This is a genomic window from Betaproteobacteria bacterium, from assembly GCA_016791345.1.
In the GTDB taxonomy this organism is placed as follows: domain Bacteria; phylum Pseudomonadota; class Gammaproteobacteria; order Burkholderiales; family JAEUMW01; genus JAEUMW01.
Genome location: JAEUMW010000053.1, coordinates 1 through 18,041 on the forward strand (window position 1 = coordinate 1; position 18,041 = coordinate 18,041).

Here is an 18,041-nt window from a genome sequence, read left to right on the forward strand (position 1 = left end):
GAGGTCGTGCGCGGCAGGCGTGTGGCCGACAACATCAAGCTCGCGATGGTGGTGCCGGGTTCCGGGCTCGTCAAACGCCAGGCCGAACAGGAGGGGCTCGATCGCATCTTCGCGGAAGCGGGCTTCGACTGGCGCGAGCCAGGCTGCTCGATGTGTCTTGCGATGAACGAGGATCGGCTCGAACCGGGCGAGCGCTGCGCGTCCACTTCGAACCGCAATTTCGAGGGGCGGCAGGGTACCGGTGGCCGGACCCATCTGGTGAGTCCGCCGATGGCGGCGGCGGCGGCTATCGCCGGGCATTTCGTCGACGTGCGCCAGTGGCGTTGAGGCAAGGCGGACTTGAAGACTCATCCACGGCAGGGGAACGAAGATCGAGCAAGGCGGGGAAGCCGTGCACGATGCCGCCCGGAACAGAGGACGTGAGCGCGAGGCATGGAGCAATTTACCGTTCTTGACGGCGTGGTCGCTCCCATCGACCGCGCCAACGTCGACACCGACGCCATCATCCCGAAGCAGTATCTGAAGGCGATCGGCCGCACCGGGTTCGGCGTGACGCTGTTCGACGAGTGGCGCTATCACGAGCCCGGCGAACCGGGCATGGACCACTCGAAGCGCCGCCCGCGGATGGACTTCGTCCTCAACCAGCCACGCTACGCTCGCGCGCAGGTGCTGCTCGCGCGCGAGAACTTCGGCTGCGGATCGAGCCGCGAGCACGCGCCCTGGGCGCTGCACGAGTTCGGGTTCCGTGCGCTCATCGCGCCGTCGTTCGCCGATATCTTCTTCAACAACTGCTTCAAGAACGGTCTGCTGCCCATCGTGCTGCCCGTGGACGCTGTCGACATGCTCTTTCGCGAGGTCAAGGCGACGCCGGGGTATCGGCTGCAGATCGATCTGCCCGCGCAGCGCATCACCACGCCGGATGGGCGCGACCTGTCCTTTGCCATCGATCCGTCGCGAAAACACGCGCTGGTCCACGGCCTCGACGAGATCGGACAGACGCTCGAGCACCGCGATGCGATCCGGGCGTTCGAGACGGCTCATCGCGAGCGTTTCCCCTGGCTGTACGCCTGAGCGTCTCCGGGCCGACTGGCGGCGCGCAGGCTCGCCCAGCCACCACTTCCATCCTTTTGCTTGAGTGAATGATGAAGATAGCGGTTTTGCCGGGCGATGGCATCGGCCCTGAGATCGTGGCCCAGGCGGTAAAAGTATTGCGGGCGCTGGCGCGTGACGGGCTGAGGATCGAGTTCGAGGAAGCCCCCATCGGCGGCGCCGGATACGATGCGGCGGGGGATCCGCTGCCACAGACGACACTCGCTCTGGCGCAGACCGCCGATGCGGTACTGCTCGGGGCAGTGGGGGGCTATCAGTACGACGGTCTGCCGCGGGACAAGCGCCCCGAACAGGGTCTGCTCCGGATCCGCAAGGGGCTTGGCCTCTTTGCGAATCTGCGGCCCGCAGTGCTGTACGCGGAGCTGGCCGATGCTTCCACCCTGAAGCCGGAGGTCGTGACGGGCCTGGATCTCATGATCGTGCGGGAGCTTACCGGTGATATCTACTTTGGTCAGCCGAAGGGCATACGCAAGCTTCCCGGTGGCGAACGGCAAGGCTACGACACGATGCTGTACGCGGAGTCCGAGGTGAGGCGCATCGCGCACGTCGCCTTCGGCATCGCTTCCAGGCGTCGGCGGAAGGTCTGCTCGGTGGACAAGGCCAATGTTCTCGAAACGAGTGTGCTCTGGCGCGAGATCGTGAGCGACGTCGCCCGGGAGTATCCGGAAGTCGAACTCACGCACATGTACGTCGACAACGCCGCCATGCAGCTCGTGCGCGCGCCGAAGAGCCTGGACGTTCTCCTCACCGGCAACATGTTCGGTGACATTCTGTCGGACGAGGCGGCGATGCTGACGGGGTCGATCGGCATGCTGTCGTCGGCGTCGCTGGACGCCAACGGCAAAGGGCTGTACGAACCCGCGCACGGCTCCGCCCCCGACATCGCGGGCCAGGATCTGGCCAATCCACTGGCGACGATTCTGTCCGCGGCGATGATGCTGCGTCATAGCTTCGGAGAGGAAGAGGCCGCGCTGCGGGTCGAGCGCGCAGTAGGGCGGGTACTGGGGCAGGGTGTGCGCACCCGGGATATTGCATCACCCGGCGCGGACCTCGTCGGCACTGCGGCAATGGGTGACGCGGTGGTGAGCGCCCTGTAACGCTGGTCGGTACGCAGGCGGCGCTTGTCGGGAAGAGCGCGCCGATCGTCCGGTATGTATATTGCTTTTTGGCATCCTGCGCATAGCTTTCGGAGTTGCCAGCAGGTTGCCGTTCTCTTGACCGTGCGAATTTGAGGTGAGTCGGAATGAGCAAGAGCTACGATGTCTGCGTGCTGGGCGCAACGGGTGCGGTCGGCGAAGTCATGCTGTCGATCCTGGAAGAACGGAATTTTCCGGTACGAAATGTGTATGCCCTGGCATCAAGCCGTTCGGCGGGGAATGCCGTCCGGTTCAAGGGGCGGTCGCTGACCGTCGAGAACGTCGCTGAGTTCGATTTTTCCAAGTGTCAGATTGGTCTTTTTTCTGCGGGTGCCAGCGTGTCAGCGGAGTTCGCGCCGAAGGCGGCAGCGGCAGGATGTATCGTGATCGATAACACATCACAGTTCCGTCAGGACGCCGACATACCACTGGTCGTGCCCGAGGTGAACGCGCATGCGATCGGTGACTACAGGGCACGCGGAATCATCGCGAACCCAAACTGCTCGACCATTCAGATGGTAGTCGCGCTCAAGCCGATTCACGACGCGGTGGGCATAGAGCGCATCAATGTCGCGACCTACCAGTCGGTGTCCGGCACCGGGAAGGAAGCGATCGAGGAACTCAGTGACCAGACCAGGGCGCTGATCGACCAGCGCGAAGTCAAGGTGGATGTGTATCCGAAGCAGATTGCCTTCAACGTGCTGCCGCACATCGATGTCTTCATGGACAACGGCTACACGAAGGAAGAGATGAAGATGGTTTGGGAGACGCAGAAGATCATGGAGGATGCGTCGATCCGGGTGAACCCGACCACGGTCCGGGTTCCCGTGTTCTACGGCCATGCAGAAGCGGTGCACATCGAGACGCGCCGGAAGATCTCCGCAGACCAAGCACGCGCCCTGCTGGAACGGGCATCAGGAGTGGTGGTGATGGACGAGCGGCGTCCCGGAGGCTATCCGACCCCCGCGACCGACTCCGCCGGGCGCGATCCGGTCTATGTCGGGCGGATTCGCGAGGATCTCTCGCATCCGCTCGGTCTGGACCTCTGGGTGGTGAGCGACAACATCCGGAAAGGTGCTGCGCTGAACAGCGTGCAGATCGCCGAGATCCTGATCGAGAAATACCTGAACTGAAACATGCAACGGAATGCTCCAACAAGCATCGAGCCGAGCAGACCGCGTCATCTGATGCTGGATTCTTTCATCAACTAGGGAACGGGGTATCCGACCCATGAAGCCGAAACTCATTACAAGACTCCTTGCGGGGGCTTTTCTCGTCGCATCCACGGCGGTCAGTGCTGCCGGCATGGGGCGGCTTACCGTGTTGTCCGGTATCGGGCAGCCACTGCGCGCGGAGATCGATCTGGTGTCCGTTCAGAAGGACGAACTGGGCACGCTGTCGGCGCGGGTCGCTTCCCCAGACGCCTATCAGCAGGCGGGCATCGAGTACAACTCGGCGCTGCCCTCGGTAAAGCTGGCGATCGACAAGCGCCCGGGCGGGCAACCCTTCATTCTCATCACCTCCTCACAACCGGTGAACGAGCCGTATCTCGACCTGTTGGTCGAGCTCAACTCGAGTGCAGGGAAGCTGTCTCGCGAGTACGCGGTCCTGATGGACCCGATAGGTGCGCCGACCTCCGCGCCGGCTGCTCTTGCGCAGAGCGGCGAGAAGCCTCAGCAGCCTGCCAAGCCAGTCGAGAAAGTGGCGCCGCGCCAGCGTGCTGCGGAGTCGACGTCCGCGCCTAGCACGGCAGGAGAGTCCTACGGCCCCGTGAAAGCGGGCGACACGCTCTCCGGAATTGCCCGCACCAGCAAGCCCGGTGACGTCAGTCTCGATCAGATGCTGGTAGCGCTGTTCAAGAGCAATCCGCAGGCATTTGCCGGGAAGAACATGAATCGCCTGAAGACAGGCACGATTCTACGGATGCCTGACCCGAGCGAAGTCGCGGCGACCGGCCCGGCTGATGCCTCGAAGGAAGTCAAACTGCAGGCGGCCAACTGGAATGCGTACCGTCAGCAGCTTGCCGCTTCTGCGCCGGCAACTCCGGACCAGTCACCGAAGCAGGATGTCTCCGGAAGAATTTCGGCGTCCGTCGAAGACAAGGTGGCGGGGCCGCTTGCGGACGACGTGCTCCGTCTTTCCAAGGCGGATCGCGGGAGCGCCATCAAGACGGCAACGGGCGGCGGGAAAGCCACGGCTGCTGGGCTCGAGCGCATGAAAGCGCTGGAGGAAGAACTGACGTCGCGCGAAAAGGCGCTGCAGGAAGCGAACGAACGCGTGCAGATGCTCGAGAAGTCGGTAAACGACATGCAGCGTCTGCTGGAAATCAAGAGCGCTGGCGGTGCGCAGGTGCAGAATCAGTCCGCGGCGAAGACCCAGCCACCTGCCGTGGCGGCACCTGCGGAGCCGTCGACGGAGGCGGCGCCTGCAACTGCAGCGAAGACTGCGGAGCCTGCTGCTCCCGTTCCCGCAGCGGCAGAAAGTGCGAAGCCGGAACCGCAGGCGGCAGCTGCTCCCAAGCCCAAGGTCGTTGCTCCGCCCCCCGCAGCCGAACCGACCGTGCTGGAGTCGATCACCAGCGAGCCACTCTATCTGGCTGGCGGCGCAGGCGGACTCGCTTTGCTGGGGGCGCTCGCCTTCGTGAAGCGGCGCCGCCGTTCCAAGGATGAACCCGCTCCCGAACAGGGGGTGATGCCTTTGCACGAGGCAACGTCCGAAGCGGTGATCGAGCCCATCGCCACCCCGGTAGCTCCGGCGACGCCCGTGGCGAGCGACGAAATGGGTGCCGTCGACGAGGCCACGAAATATCTCGCGCTGGGTCGTGACGCGCAAGCCGAGGAAGTCCTGAAAGAGGCTTTGAAATCACAGCCTTCCCAGCCTGCACTGCTGCTCAAGCTGCTTGAGGTATTTGCGAGCCGCAAAGACAAGCGTGCGTTTCAGTCGACCGCTCAAGAACTCTTCGCTGCGACCGGCGGCAGCGGGGAAGTCTGGCTGCAAGCCGCTCACATGGGGCACGGCCTGGATCCCGAGAATCCTGTCTATATCACCGAGGCACCCGCGGCAAACGTGGGTACGGCAAGCGATCTCGATTTCGACCTCGATCTGGTTGCTCCGAGGGGTATGACCGAAACCGACATCACCGTTGATGCAGCGCAGGCAGCACGTGAGCTCGAGCGCACTCAGATGATGGATGAAGAAGAAGCGCGGCAGGCCGTGGCAGCGTCGGGCATACATACGGGCGTCGGCGCGTCGGCGGTTGCCGTCAGTGCGCTGACCACCACGGACTTCGACCTGGATGCAGGGCAGCCTGCTGCAAGCGCTACGAGTACCGGATTCGACGGTTCAAAGACCGAGGCAGGTTCGCTCGACATCAACTTCGATCTTCCGCCGGAAGCGCTGTCGACTTCGGTTGGCAACCATGCCGCGAGCGAGATCAAGGTGGATCTGCAGAAACCCGCGACTACCCCGACCTCAAGCGACATTCTTGACTTCGATCTTTCAGGCATCAGCCTCGACCTCGACGGCACGTCGACCGGCATGCAGTCAGTGGCAGCCACGCCGCTCAAGAACGATCACTGGTTCGATGTTCAGACCAAGTTCGATCTTGCGAAAGCCTATCAGGAGATGGGTGACAAGGAGAGCGCGCGCGAGATCCTGAAAGAGGTTATCGCCGAGGGGGATGCGCAGCAGCAAGCGGAAGCGAAGTCGCTGCTGGAAGCATTGGCCTGATAGTCGTGTTCGGGTCGCGGGTGCAACGCCCGCGACCAATTTGCTTCCGGCGGGATTAGCCGGACGCTTCTCGGGTTGCACACCGGCTGCCGGCCGGTCATCATCCGCAGCTACTCGACCCGTCCGGGTCGACTTCGTTCGTTTCCATTGCCACGGTGTCGACCATGTTTTGCATCGACCGCATCGCGTCGTGAGGATTGCGGTAGGTCTCGAATATGACGGGGCAGCATTCTGCGGCTGGCAGACGCAGCCGTCCGCGTGCTCCGTCCAGAATGCCTTCGAGGCCGCTTTGGCCGCGATCGCGGGGGTTCCTGTTGCATCGGTCTGCGCCGGGCGTACCGACGCAGGGGTGCACGCCCTGGGTCAGGTCGCGCACTTCGACGTGGCCGTTCCTCGACCGTTGACGGCGTGGGTGCGCGGCGTCAATACCTTCCTGCCACCGACCATCGCGGTGACCTGGGCACGCCAGGCGTCTACGGAATTTCACGCGCGCTACAGCGCGCGCTCGCGGACCTATCGTTACGTGCTCCTGAACCGGGGCGAGCGTCCCGGCGTAATGCATCGACGGGTCGGCTGGTATCATCACGCCCTCGACTTGGATGCGATGCGCGAGGCCGCGCAGCACTTGGTCGGGGAACACGACTTCAGCGCCTTTCGGTCGGCGGAGTGTCAGTCGAGATCCGCGGTCAGGCGCCTGTTCTACATCGAGATTCAGCGCGTGGACAGCTTCGTGACGTTCGACGTTCGCGGCAATGCCTTTCTTCACAACATGGTCCGCATCATCGTCGGTTGCCTGATCGAGGTGGGCGCTGGCAAGCGTTCGCCGGCATGGCTCGCCCAGGTGCGTGACGCGCGCGAACGTGCCCGTGCCGCGGCCACGGCGGACGCCGCCGGACTGTATCTTGTCGGCGTGAATTACGACGAGCACCTGGGTTTACCGCACCCGGCGTTGGCGTTTGCGCCAGGCGGCGATGGGTCGCCCGTCTCATGCCGATAGCGGTCAAGGTTTGCGGCATCACGCGGATCGAGGACGGGCTTGCTGCAGCCAGCGCGGGAGCGCAAGCAGTCGGCTTCATCTTTCACCCGAGAAGTCCGCGCTATGTCGATGCGGCGCACGTGCAGGCGATCGCGCTGGCGCTGCCCCCCTTCATCACCACCGTGGGAGTTTTCGTTGATCCCGAGCGTGCATTCGTGGAGTCGGTGCTGCGGCGCGTTCGTCTCGGGGCGCTGCAGTTCCACGGCGACGAAGACCCCGCCTTCTGCGCCGGATTCGGCATGCCCTACCTCAAGGCCGTGCGCGTTCGTGAGGACCTCGATTTGTTACAATATGCGTCGATCTTCCGTGGTGCACAGGGCTTGTTGCTGGATGCCTTCGTGTCTGGTGCACACGGCGGGACGGGGCAGACGTTCGACTGGTCGCTGATCCCACCCGCGCTGCCCCTGCCTGTGGTGCTGTCGGGGGGGCTCAACGCCGACAACGTCGGCGCCGCGATCCGACGTGTGCGGCCGTGGGCGGTCGACGTCTCGAGCGGCGTGGAGATCGACAAGGGAATCAAGGATGCGGCGAAGATCGCCGCCTTCATGCGAGGAGTGCGCGATGCGGATCTATGACCTGCCGGACGCCCGCGGCCACTTCGGGCCGTACGGCGGGGTTTTCGTGGCGGAGACGCTGATCCATGCCTTGCGTGAGTTGCTGACGCAGTACGAGCGGTTTCGTGACGATCCCGAATTCAAGGCCGAGTTTCGCGACGAACTCAAGCACTACGTTGGTCGACCGAGTCCGATCTACCACGCCAGGCGCTTGTCGCAGCAATTCGGCGGCGCGCAGATCTACCTCAAGCGCGAAGACCTGAACCACACGGGGGCGCACAAGATCAACAACACGATCGGGCAGGCGCTGCTTGCTCGACGCATGGGAAAGCCCCGGGTCATCGCCGAAACCGGCGCCGGGCAGCACGGCGTGGCGACGGCGACCGTGGCCGCGCGCTACGGCATGGAGTGCGTCGTCTATATGGGTGCCGAGGACGTGAAGCGCCAGGCGCCCAACGTCTACCGTATGAAGCTCCTGGGGGCGACCGTGGTGCCGGTCGAAAGCGGATCGAAGACCCTGAAGGACGCCCTCAACGAGGCGATGCGCGACTGGGTGACCCATGTCGAGAGCACCTTCTACATCATCGGTTCGGTGGCGGGGCCGCATCCCTATCCGATGATGGTGCGCGACTTCCAGACGGTCATCGGCGAGGAAGCGAAGGTGCAGATGCTGGAGCAGGTCGGTCGCCAGCCGGATGCCGTCATCGCCTGCGTGGGCGGCGGCTCGAACGCCATCGGCCTGTTCTACCCCTACATCGGCGAGGAAGGCGTGCGTCTTATCGGTGTGGAAGCCGCCGGGCTCGGGCTTGCCAGCGGCAAGCACGCAGCAACGCTGTGCGCGGGCCGACCCGGCGTGCTGCACGGTGCGCGAACGTACCTCATGCAGGACGAGAACGGTCAGATCACCGAGACGCATTCGGTGTCCGCCGGCCTGGACTATCCCGGCGTCGGTCCCGAGCATTCGTGGCTGAAGGACAGCGGTCGGGCCGAGTACGTCGCAGTCACCGATCAGGAGGCGCTGGAGGCGTTTCATACGCTGTGCCGCGACGAGGGCATCATCCCTGCCCTGGAGAGTGCACATGCGCTCGCGTATGCCGCCAAGATCGCGCCGCAGATGAGCCGGGACAGCATTCTTCTGGTCAATCTCTCGGGGCGAGGCGACAAGGACATGAACACGGTGGCGCAACTGTCGGGCATGCACCTCTAGGCGATTCATCCGCACACGGCACAGCGCGTCGCCTCAGGAGATGGCGGCTTGCCGTGCAATTACGGGCAACGACGATCACAGCCATGTCCCGCATCGAAGCCACACTCGGGCAACTCGCAGCCGGTGGACGCACCGCGCTGATTCCCTTCTTCACCGCGGGGGACCCGGAACCGGGCCTCACGGTTCCCATCATGCAGGCGCTGGTGCGTGGCGGCGCCGACATCATCGAGGTCGGCGTGCCGTTTTCCGATCCCATGGCAGATGGCCCGACGATCCAGCGCTCGTCCGAGCGCGCACTGAAGCACGGCACTTCATTGCGGCAGATTCTCGGGCTCATCGCTGAATTTCGTGCTGCGGACAAGACGACCCCGGTGGTACTCATGGGCTACGCTAATCCGATCGAGGCGATGGGGCTCGAAGCATTCGCGGAGCAGTGCCGCGAGGTGGGCGTGGACGGCGTGCTCGTGGTCGACTATCCGCCGGAGGAGTGCGCGCCGCTGGCGCAGCTTCTCGCGGCGCGCGGCATCGACGCGATCTTTCTGCTTTCGCCGACGACGGTGGATGAGCGGATCGACGAGGTCGCGCGTCTCGCCCGCGGCTACATCTACTACGTTTCGCTGAAAGGCGTGACCGGCGCGGGGAATCTCGATCTGTCCGAACTGCGCCAGCGTATTCCGCGCATTCGCGCCCGCGTCGGGGTGCCGGTCGGCGTCGGCTTCGGCATACGCGACGCCGCCACCGCGAGCGCGATCTCCGAGTTTGCCGACGCCGTCGTCATCGGCAGCCGGCTCGTGGAGGAGATCGAGCGCGCGGAGCGCACCATTCTCCTCGACCGGGTGAGCGGATTCATGCGCGAGATGAGAACGGCGCTCGATGCCTGAACCGCTGAACCCTGAACCAGGATGGCCGAGATGAGTTGGCTGCAGAAACTGCTGCCGCCCAAGATCAAGCGTTCCACGGGCGATACCAGGAAGATCGTTCCCGAGGGTTTGTGGGTCAAGTGCGAGGCCTGCGAGGCGGTGCTGTACCGCACCGATCTCGACAAGCAACAGAACGTCTGCCCCAAGTGCAACCATCACATGCGGCTTGGCGCGCGCGAGCGGCTCGATCATCTGCTCGACGCCGAAGGCCGCTACGAGATCGGCGCCGATGTGCAGCCGACCGACAGCCTGAAGTTCAAGGACAGCCGACGCTACGTCGAACGACTCTCCGAGGCACAGGAGGACACCGCGGAGCACGACGCGCTCGTCGTCATGCAGGGAAGCGTGAAGACGCTTGGCCTCGTCGTCGCGGCTTTCGAGTTTCGCTTCATGGGTGGCTCGATGGGCTCGGTGGTCGGCGAGCGCTTCGTGCGCGGCGTGCATGCCTGCCTGGAGCAGAAGCTTCCGTTCGTGTGCTTCAGCGCGAGCGGCGGCGCACGCATGCAGGAAGCGCTCTTCTCGCTCATGCAGATGACGAAGACCACCGCGGCGCTCACCGAACTCGCGAAGGCGAGGCTGCCCTTCATTTCCGTGCTCACCGATCCGACGATGGGCGGCGTGTCCGCGAGCTTCGCCATGATCGGCGATGTGGTGATTGCCGAGCCGGGTGCGTTGATCGGGTTTGCCGGCCCGCGTGTGATCGAACAGACAGTGCGCGAGACCCTGCCGGAAGGTTTCCAGCGTGCAGAGTTCCTGCTCGAGCATGGCGCCGTCGACATGATCGTGGATCGACGCCACATGCGCGACCGCCTGGCGAGCCTGCTAGCGATGCTCTCCCGGCAGCCCGCAGTCGCCTGATCGTGACTTCCGCGATCGTCCGGTAACGGTCCACGCCGCGGGACGACCGTCATCGAGACGACTGCCGCCGCCATCACCTGCCCTGGCGACCGGGGCAGTCTCGTCGAATGGCTCGCCTACCTCGAGCAGCTGCACCCCACGACGATCGCGATGGGCCTGGAGCGTGTCGCGCGCGTCCTGGATTCGCTTGCGCTGCGGCCCGTCTGGCCGATCGTCACCGTGGGCGGGACCAACGGCAAGGGATCGACCTGTGCGATGCTGGAATCGATCCTGAGTGCCGGGGGCTATCGGGTCGGGCTCTACACCTCGCCGCACCTGCTGCGCTATAACGAGCGCGTCCGCGTCGGGCGCGTTCCCGCGAGCGATGCTCAGCTCTGCCGGGCGTTCGTCGAGGTCGAGCGTGCGCGCGGCGCGACGCCGCTCACCTACTTCGAGTTCGGCACGCTCGCCGCGATGATCGTGTTTGCCCGATCCGAGCTCGATGCCGTGATCCTCGAAGTGGGGCTCGGCGGGCGTCTGGACGCCGTCAATGCCTTCGACGGCGATGTCGCGGTGATCACCAGCGTCGACCTCGACCACATGGAATACCTGGGAGACACGCGCGAGAAGATCGCCTTCGAGAAAGCGGGCATCTTCCGTCGCGACCGGCCCGCCGTGGTGGGCGAGCCCGACTGCCCGCAATCGATGATCGACCACGCGCAGGAGATCGGCGCCCGACTGCTGCTGATCGACCGCGACTTCGAGTGCGCAGGCGACGGCAGGCAGTGGCGCTACCGCGGGCCGTGCGGCACGCGCGGCGGTCTGCCGTATCCGGCGCTGCGCGGGGAATACCAGCTGCGCAATGCCGCCGCTGCGCTGACCGCGCTCGATGCCTTGCGCGACCGGCTTCCGGTGAGCATGCACGACATCCGCCGTGGCCTGCTGGAGACGGATGTCGCCGGCCGTTTTCAGGTCCTGCCCGGGCGGCCGGTGGTGATCCTGGACGTGGCTCACAATCCGCACGCGGCGCGCAGCCTCGCGGACAACCTGAAGCGGATGGGGCGCTTTCGCGAAACGGTGGCGGTGTTCGGGATGCTCAAGGACAAGGACATCACGGGGGTGGTCGCAGCGCTGCGCGACGAGGTGACGCGCTGGCTGGTCGCCGATATCCGCGAACGGCGCGGCGCCTCGTCGGCCCAGCTGCGCGAAGCGCTGCTCGCCGCCGGCGTGACTGCGGACATCCTCGCGTTCGAGGACGTGGCGGCTGCATTTCGCGAAGCCTGCAGTCGAGCCACCGTGAATGATAGAATCCTCGTCTTCGGATCGTTTCTCACTGTCGCGCAGGCGATGGCAGAACGCACTCAAACCGACGCGAAAGAGCGCGTTTCGCGGTGACAACCGCCGCGCGCTTCCCGGCACACTCCGCATGACCGCAGCACTGCGCCGCGTCAGGCGAAACTCGAACCCAGAGCATCCTTCCTTCATCCATGGCCCGGATTTCCGTAAGCGACGAGGAGATCGCCCTCAAGAAGCGCGCGCGACGGCGCTTGGTGGGTGCAATCGTGCTCGTCACGCTCGTCGTCGTGTTGTTACCCATGTTCCTGGACAGCGAGCCGCGACCGCTCAACCAGGACATCAACGTGCAGATTCCCGCGCAATCCTCGGAGTTTTCATCGCGCGTGGCGGCGCTGCCGAAGGCGACCGCGCCGGAGGCGACGACCGCCGGCGACGCCAAGGACTTCGCGGCGAACACGCCGGAGGCGGCGTCCGAGAAGAAGCCGCCCGAGACGGAACCCGCGCACGTCGAAGTCGAGAAGCCGCGTGCGAGCGAACCGGAACCGCGCGCGGAGCCGGACAAGCACCCGTCGGAACGCGCGGTGCCTGCGGCCAAGCCGGCAAAGACAGAACCGAAGGCGCAACCCAAGTCCGAGGCGAAACCGCAACCCAAGCCTGCGCCGAAGACAGCCGAGGCCGCGCGGGACACGGGGAGCGATGGCTTCATCGTGCAGGTGGCGGCGCTGACCGACCCGGAGAAGGCGAAGGCGTTGAAGGGGCGCATCTCGGAGAGCGGCATGCGTGCGTATACGGAGATCATCAAGACCGCGCGCGGCGACGTCACCCGCGTGCGTGTGGGTCCGTATGCGAGCAAGGAGGCGGCACAGAAAGCCGCCGACGAACTCCGGAAACTGGGCCTGTCTGGCGTGGTGGCGCCGCGCGGCTGAACGCCGTGCCTTCCGATCCTCCTCCAATATTTCCCCGGCGTGCCGCACGGGAAGGGAGCGCGGCGTGAGCTTCACGCTCCTGGACCTGGCGGTGGTGGTCCTGATTGGCCTCTCCGTGCTCTTCGCCCTGTGGCGCGGGGCGGTGCGCGAGGTGCTGTCGCTCGCGGCGTGGGTGATCGCATTCTTCGCGGCGAAACTTCTCGCGCCCGGCATTGCCGGATGGTTCGCACCACTGTCCAGTTACGAGAATGCACGTCTCGGTGCGGCGTGGGTCACCGTGTTCGTGGTCGTGCTGATCGTCGTGAGCATCGTCGCCATCCTGCTCTCCGGGGCGGTCAGGTCGATCGGGCTCGGTTTCGTCGACCGCGTGCTGGGGGCCTTGTTCGGGCTCGCCCGCGGACTCGTGATCGTGACGCTGCTGGTGCTTGTCAGCGGGCTCACCAGCGTGCCGAAGACCGAAGCCTGGCAGAAGGCCGTGCTGCGGCCGACGGTGGAGAGCCTCGGCGTTTTCGCCCGCGGCTTTCTGCCGGAAGGGCTGGCAAAGTACGTGAAGTTCAAGTGACGCGGGACGCCGCCGTCGCGCCACGGCGCCGTCCGAAGGAGTCTGGGTTATGTGCGGAATAGTCGGGGTCGTCGCCAAGTCGCCGGTCAACCAGCTGCTCTACGACGCGCTGCTCGTGCTTCAGCACCGCGGCCAGGACGCCGCCGGCATCGCGACCGCGGAAGGCAACCGCTTCCACATGCACAAGGCGAGCGGTCTCGTGCGCGACGTCTTCCGCACGCGGAACATGCGCGACCTGGTGGGCAACATGGGCATCGCGCACTGCCGCTATCCGACCGCCGGCTCGGCCTACAACGCCGCCGAAGCGCAACCGTTCTACGTGAATTCACCGTACGGCATCGTGCTCGGCCACAACGGCAACCTTACCAACTCGGACGAGCTCAAACGCGCGCTTTTTCGCGACGACCTGCGGCACGTGAACACGAATTCGGACTCCGAGGTGCTGCTCAACGTCCTCGCGCACGAGCTTCTGGAGGCGGCGACGAGCTACCATCTCGACCCCGCCACGATCTTCTCGGCGGTGGCCGGAGTGCACCGACGCTGCCGCGGCGCCTATGCGGTGGTGGCGATGATCGCGGGTTACGGTCTGCTCGCCTTCCGCGATCCTTACGGCATCCGCCCGCTGGTGTTCGGCAAGTCCGAGACCGCCCGCGGCGTCGAGTATCTCGTCGCCTCGGAGAGTGTCGCGCTCGATACCCTCGGCTTCGAGCTGGTGCGCGACGTGGCGCCGGGCGAGGCGATCCTGGTGCTCGAGGACGGCACCTTCCACAGCTGCGTGTGCGAGTCGCGCGGGTCGCCCAACCCGTGCATTTTCGAGTACGTCTATCTTGCCCGTCCGGATTCCCTCATCGACGGGATCTCCGTCTACGAAACGCGGCTCAGGATGGGCGAGAGCCTCGCCGAGAAGATCGAGCGCGACTATGCCCATCTCGATATCGATGTCGTCATCCCGATACCCGATTCCAGCCGGCCGGCAGCGCTCGAACTCGGCCTGCGGCTCGGCGTGCCGTTTCGCGAGGGCTTCATCAAGAACCGCTACATCGGCCGCACGTTCATCATGCCGGGGCAGGCGATCCGCCGGAAGTCGGTGCGGCAGAAGCTGAACGCGATCTCGCTCGAGTTCAAGAACAAGAACGTGCTGCTGGTCGACGATTCGATCGTGCGTGGCACCACCAGCCAGGAGATCGTGCAGATGGCGCGCGACTCCGGCGCGCGCAAGGTGTTCTTCGCTTCCGCGTCACCGCCGGTGCGCTACCCCAACGTCTACGGCATCGACATGCCCTCGGCCACCGAGCTCATCGCGTCCGGACGCACTCCCGACCAGATCCGCGCGGCCATCGGCTGCGACGCGCTGATCTACCAGGATCTCGATGCGCTGGTGCACGACGTGCGCGCGGGCAACGAGCGCATCACGCAGTTCGAAGCTTCCTGTTTCAGCGGCCATTACGTGACCGGCGATGTCACGGCGGAGTATCTGGCCGGCGTGGAGGCGAGCCGCAATGACCGCGCACTGCGCGCGCAGGCGGAAACCAGCACACAGCTCGACCTCAATCTGGCCACGGTGGAGTGACGGTTGACAAGCCCGGACGATGCGATTAGTTTTTCTCCAGCGCCGATTTGATCCTCAGCTTGCGGGCGCAGGAACTTAAGACGGTTCCGAAATCCAGCTAAAGCGAATCCGAGCCCGCTTTCGCGCAAGCTGAGCGGGCTTTTTGTTTTCCGCGCGCCCGCGCGGAGGGAGTACGGAATGGAAGAGCCACTCGACATCGAAACCCTCGCGATCCGCGCGGGGGTTCACCGCACGCCATTCGGCGAACATTCGGAACCACTGTTTCTCACCTCGAGCTTCGTTTTCGCCAATGCCGCCCAGGCTGCGGCCCGCTTCGCGAATCAGGAGCCAGGCAACATCTATTCGCGCTTCACCAATCCATCCGTCACCGCGCTGCAGGAGCGGCTGGCGGCGATGGAAGGGGCGCAGGCGTGCGTGGCGACTTCTTCCGGCATGTCGGCGATTCTCGCCTGCTGCATGGGGCTCATGAAGGCGGGGGAGCACATCGTGTCCTCGCGCGGGATCTTCGGCGCCACGGTGCAGCTTTTCGACGGGATATTGCGCAAGTTCGGCGTCGAGACGACGTTCGTCTCCGGCACCGACGTCGCCGCGTGGCAGCGTGCCGTGCGGCCGAACACGAAACTCCTCTATCTCGAAACGCCCTCGAATCCACTCACCGAGATTTCCGACATCGCGGCGCTGAAGGAAGTGGCGCAGGCGGCAGGGGCGTGGCTGGTGGTGGACAATTGCTTTTGCACACCGGCCCTGCAGCGGCCGATCGAACTGGGTGCGGACATCGTCATCCACAGCGCGACCAAGTACCTCGACGGGCAGGGAAGGGTGCTCGGCGGCGCGGTGCTGGGTCCGCAGGCGCTCATCATGGACGGTGTGTTCGGCTTTCTGCGCACGGCGGGGCCGACGCTCTCGGCCTTCAACGCGTGGGTGATCAGCAAGGGGCTGGAGACGCTCAAGATCCGCATGGATGCGCAATCGGCCGCCGCGCTGGAGATCGCGCGCTGGCTGGAGGGTCGGCCCGGAGTCGAGCGCGTCTACTATCCCGGGCTGCCTTCGCACCCGCAGTACGCGCTCGCGCAGCGGCAGCAGAAAAGCGGCGGCGCGATCGTCTCCTTCGATGTGAAAGGCGGGCGCGAAGCGGCGTGGCAGGTGATCGATGCGACGCGGCTCATCTCGATCACGGCAAACTTGGGCGACACCAAGAGCACGATCACACATCCCGCGACGACGACCCACGGACGCATCTCCGCCGAGGCGCGCGCGGCGGCAGGGATCGGCGACGGACTGGTGCGGATCGCGGTCGGTCTCGAATCGGTGCAGGACTTGAAACGCGACATCGCACGCGGATTGACGTGAGCTTCACCGCCATGCCGATGCGGTGACGGAACGGTCATGGAGCGGGAATTTCGGCGCTTCGCGGATTTCTACCCGTTCTACCTGTCCGAGCATCGCAATCGGACCTGTCGGCGATTACACTTTGTCGGCAGCGCCCTGGTGCTCGTGACGATCGGCGTGGCGATCGCGACCGGCGATCTCCGCTGGCTAGCTGTCGCGCCGGTGTTGGGCTACGGCTTCGCGTGGGCGGGCCATCTCCTGTTCGAGAAGAATCGCCCGGCGACGTTCCGCTATCCGCTCTACAGCCTGATGGGCGACTGGGTCATGTTCCGGGACATCCTCACCCGGCGGATTCCATTTTGACTCTCTCCAAGATCACATCAGGAAGTGGGACCGAGGATTGTAAGTCTCAGATTCAAGGAGTAGACGATGAGCGCATCGTTCGAAGACTTCGATGTCGACTGCTTCAGAAAGCATCTCCTCGACAAGGCGCAGGAATTCGGCTTCGCCGAACCCAAGAAGAGCATCTGGGTCAACTACATGCTCTCCAGCGCCGAGAAGGACGATTTCTTTCGTACGGTGCTTCCTGATCTGAGCCTCGATGCCACCTCGCGGGATCGTGCCCTCGACATCGGCTGCGGCTACGGCAATCTGCTGCTGGTGCTGGCAAGTCACTTCAACCATCTGCATGGTGTCGAGATCATGCCGGAACGCGTGGAATGGGCGAGACGCCGCATTCCTGCCGCGGACATTGCGTGCGCCAGCGCCACGCACCTGGACTGGCCCGATGACTGGTTTGACCTGGTGACGTCCACCGACGTGTTCGAACATATCCCGGCGTCGGACCAAGTCGCGGCCGCTGCCGAAATGTTCAGGGTGACCAAGCCAGGCGGGCAGGGCTTCATCAAGGTTCCGAATCGCTTTCAGATAGTCGACGAGCACAGCTATGTCAAGTTTGCGACGTGGCTTCCTCACTCGATGCGAAGACGCTACGTTCACTGGAGGTCGGGCAAGCCGTGTCCCCAAGTCTGGCTGAAAACAGGATCCGGCTGGGCGCGACTGTTTCAGCGAGCCGGGTTCCAGGTTCTGGTGAAGCCCATCCCGACCAAGTATCCATTGCTTCCTTGCGGCTTCAACGTGTTTCTGCGCAAACCGCAGCTTTCCGCATCGGACTGAACTCGACTGGCACGCGTCGACTTCTCTGGTGATCGATGTCACGCGGCGGCCGCGCCCGTCGCGTACCTGAATGCTTCGCGGCACTGCAATCCGGTGGGATTGAGCAACGGCGCGCAGCAGTCTGCCTGACGGATCGCGAGCGGCAATTCCGTGCAGGCGAGCACGACGGCATCGACCGACTCCGCGTGTTTCTCGATGAGCGCGGCGAGGTCGGCGCGATGCGCGTCCCGCATCGTCCCGCGCGCGAGCTCGCTCTGGATCTCCTGGATGCGCGCACGGTCCGTCTCCTCCGGCGTCGCCACCTGCAGACCGAAACGTTCGAGTCCGCGCTGGTAGAAACCGTCCTCCATCGTGAACTTCGTTCCCAGCAGCAGTAGCCGCTGACAGTGCATCGCGCAGGCGGCCTGGCCGGTGACCGCGACGGCGTGGAATACCGGTATCGACAGCGCGAGCCTGCCGGCGATGACATCGAACGCCTTGTGCAGGGTGTTGTTGCAGATCACCAGGCAGTCCGGGCCGAGCGCTGCGAACGCGCTGATCTCGCGTTCCAGCAGCTCCGGAATCTCGGCCCATCGCTCGTGATACCGACTCTTGATCTCGTGATAGTCGATGCTGCGCAGAAGCAGGCTGGCGCTGTGAAATCCGCCGAGCTC

At 64.8% G+C, this 18,041-nt stretch carries 18 protein-coding genes; 17 read left to right on the forward strand and 1 reads right to left on the reverse strand.

What is annotated here, in order from left to right:
- The 17 genes from JNK68_01900 to JNK68_01980 form a co-directional block, all read left to right on the forward strand.
- The coding region (locus JNK68_01900) for a 3-isopropylmalate dehydratase large subunit (GenBank protein ID MBL8539102.1) at positions 1-327 on the forward strand (327 nt) is incomplete at its 5' end.
- Positions 328-432: 105 nt separating this feature from the next.
- Positions 433-1,071, forward strand: a complete 639-nt coding sequence (gene leuD / locus JNK68_01905) for a 3-isopropylmalate dehydratase small subunit (protein ID MBL8539103.1) — start codon at positions 433-435, stop codon at positions 1,069-1,071.
- Positions 1,072-1,142: 71 nt separating this feature from the next.
- Entirely contained in the window at positions 1,143-2,207 is a 1,065-nt protein-coding gene (gene leuB, locus JNK68_01910; GenBank protein MBL8539104.1) for a 3-isopropylmalate dehydrogenase, read from the forward strand.
- Between the two features lie 146 nt (positions 2,208-2,353).
- Complete coding sequence (locus tag JNK68_01915) at positions 2,354-3,379, forward strand: aspartate-semialdehyde dehydrogenase (GenBank protein MBL8539105.1); 1,026 nt, start codon at positions 2,354-2,356, stop codon at positions 3,377-3,379.
- Between the two features lie 97 nt (positions 3,380-3,476).
- Positions 3,477-5,975 carry a hypothetical protein gene (locus tag JNK68_01920; GenBank protein ID MBL8539106.1) on the forward strand — a complete coding sequence of 833 codons (2,499 nt, stop codon included), beginning with the start codon at positions 3,477-3,479 and terminating at the stop codon, positions 5,973-5,975.
- A 190-nt stretch (positions 5,976-6,165) separates the two neighbouring features.
- The gene (gene truA / locus JNK68_01925; GenBank protein MBL8539107.1) at positions 6,166-6,972 is read left to right on the forward strand and encodes a tRNA pseudouridine(38-40) synthase TruA; all 807 of its coding nucleotides are present in this window, start codon (positions 6,166-6,168) and stop codon (positions 6,970-6,972) included.
- Entirely contained in the window at positions 6,963-7,586 is a 624-nt protein-coding gene (locus JNK68_01930) for a phosphoribosylanthranilate isomerase (protein ID MBL8539108.1), read from the forward strand. The genes truA and JNK68_01930 overlap by 10 nt, the downstream gene beginning before the upstream one ends.
- Positions 7,573-8,772 (forward strand): tryptophan synthase subunit beta, encoded by a 1,200-nt coding sequence (trpB, locus tag JNK68_01935; protein ID MBL8539109.1) that lies wholly within the window; start codon positions 7,573-7,575, stop codon positions 8,770-8,772. Before JNK68_01930 ends, trpB begins: the two co-directional genes overlap by 14 nt.
- A gap of 83 nt (positions 8,773-8,855) precedes the next feature.
- Positions 8,856-9,653 carry a tryptophan synthase subunit alpha gene (locus tag JNK68_01940; GenBank protein MBL8539110.1) on the forward strand — a complete coding sequence of 266 codons (798 nt, stop codon included), beginning with the start codon at positions 8,856-8,858 and terminating at the stop codon, positions 9,651-9,653.
- Between the two features lie 30 nt (positions 9,654-9,683).
- Positions 9,684-10,550 carry an acetyl-CoA carboxylase carboxyltransferase subunit beta gene (locus tag JNK68_01945; GenBank protein ID MBL8539111.1) on the forward strand — a complete coding sequence of 289 codons (867 nt, stop codon included), beginning with the start codon at positions 9,684-9,686 and terminating at the stop codon, positions 10,548-10,550.
- 72 nt (positions 10,551-10,622) lie between these two features.
- A complete protein-coding gene (folC, locus tag JNK68_01950; protein ID MBL8539112.1) occupies positions 10,623-11,924 on the forward strand; it encodes a bifunctional tetrahydrofolate synthase/dihydrofolate synthase in 1,302 nt (433 codons plus the stop codon).
- A 92-nt stretch (positions 11,925-12,016) separates the two neighbouring features.
- On the forward strand, positions 12,017-12,751 hold the full coding sequence (locus JNK68_01955; GenBank protein ID MBL8539113.1) for an SPOR domain-containing protein: 735 nt from the start codon (positions 12,017-12,019) through the stop codon (positions 12,749-12,751).
- Positions 12,752-12,815: 64 nt separating this feature from the next.
- Positions 12,816-13,313: a CvpA family protein gene (locus JNK68_01960; GenBank protein ID MBL8539114.1), complete on the forward strand. Its 498-nt coding sequence runs from the start codon at positions 12,816-12,818 to the stop codon at positions 13,311-13,313.
- Positions 13,314-13,362: 49 nt separating this feature from the next.
- Positions 13,363-14,883, forward strand: a complete 1,521-nt coding sequence (purF, locus tag JNK68_01965; GenBank protein MBL8539115.1) for an amidophosphoribosyltransferase — start codon at positions 13,363-13,365, stop codon at positions 14,881-14,883.
- A 177-nt stretch (positions 14,884-15,060) separates the two neighbouring features.
- Complete coding sequence (locus tag JNK68_01970; protein MBL8539116.1) at positions 15,061-16,233, forward strand: O-succinylhomoserine sulfhydrylase; 1,173 nt, start codon at positions 15,061-15,063, stop codon at positions 16,231-16,233.
- A gap of 36 nt (positions 16,234-16,269) precedes the next feature.
- On the forward strand, positions 16,270-16,575 hold the full coding sequence (locus JNK68_01975) for a DUF962 domain-containing protein (protein MBL8539117.1): 306 nt from the start codon (positions 16,270-16,272) through the stop codon (positions 16,573-16,575).
- Between the two features lie 66 nt (positions 16,576-16,641).
- Positions 16,642-17,388, forward strand: coding sequence for a class I SAM-dependent methyltransferase (locus JNK68_01980; GenBank protein MBL8539118.1), 747 nt, complete (start codon positions 16,642-16,644; stop codon positions 17,386-17,388).
- Between the two features lie 38 nt (positions 17,389-17,426).
- On the opposite strand, the gene JNK68_01985 is transcribed toward JNK68_01980, so the two are convergent.
- Positions 17,427-18,041: amino acid racemase (locus JNK68_01985; GenBank protein MBL8539119.1), on the reverse strand; the 615-nt coding region annotated here is incomplete at its 5' end.

Bases quoted from the DNA above. Each gene is read 5' to 3' on its own strand.
- leuD (MBL8539103.1), top strand. From the start codon at position 433: ATGGAGCAATTTACCGTTCTTGACGGCGTGGTCGCTCCCATCGACCGC.
- leuB (MBL8539104.1), top strand. From the start codon at position 1,143: ATGAAGATAGCGGTTTTGCCGGGCGATGGCATCGGCCCTGAGATCGTG.
- JNK68_01915 (MBL8539105.1), top strand. From the start codon at position 2,354: ATGAGCAAGAGCTACGATGTCTGCGTGCTGGGCGCAACGGGTGCGGTC.
- JNK68_01920 (MBL8539106.1), top strand. From the start codon at position 3,477: ATGAAGCCGAAACTCATTACAAGACTCCTTGCGGGGGCTTTTCTCGTC.
- JNK68_01930 (MBL8539108.1), top strand. From the start codon at position 6,963: ATGCCGATAGCGGTCAAGGTTTGCGGCATCACGCGGATCGAGGACGGG.
- trpB (MBL8539109.1), top strand. From the start codon at position 7,573: ATGCGGATCTATGACCTGCCGGACGCCCGCGGCCACTTCGGGCCGTAC.
- JNK68_01940 (MBL8539110.1), top strand. From the start codon at position 8,856: ATGTCCCGCATCGAAGCCACACTCGGGCAACTCGCAGCCGGTGGACGC.
- JNK68_01945 (MBL8539111.1), top strand. From the start codon at position 9,684: ATGAGTTGGCTGCAGAAACTGCTGCCGCCCAAGATCAAGCGTTCCACG.
- JNK68_01955 (MBL8539113.1), top strand. From the start codon at position 12,017: ATGGCCCGGATTTCCGTAAGCGACGAGGAGATCGCCCTCAAGAAGCGC.
- purF (MBL8539115.1), top strand. From the start codon at position 13,363: ATGTGCGGAATAGTCGGGGTCGTCGCCAAGTCGCCGGTCAACCAGCTG.
- JNK68_01970 (MBL8539116.1), top strand. From the start codon at position 15,061: ATGGAAGAGCCACTCGACATCGAAACCCTCGCGATCCGCGCGGGGGTT.
- JNK68_01975 (MBL8539117.1), top strand. From the start codon at position 16,270: ATGGAGCGGGAATTTCGGCGCTTCGCGGATTTCTACCCGTTCTACCTG.
- JNK68_01980 (MBL8539118.1), top strand. From the start codon at position 16,642: ATGAGCGCATCGTTCGAAGACTTCGATGTCGACTGCTTCAGAAAGCAT.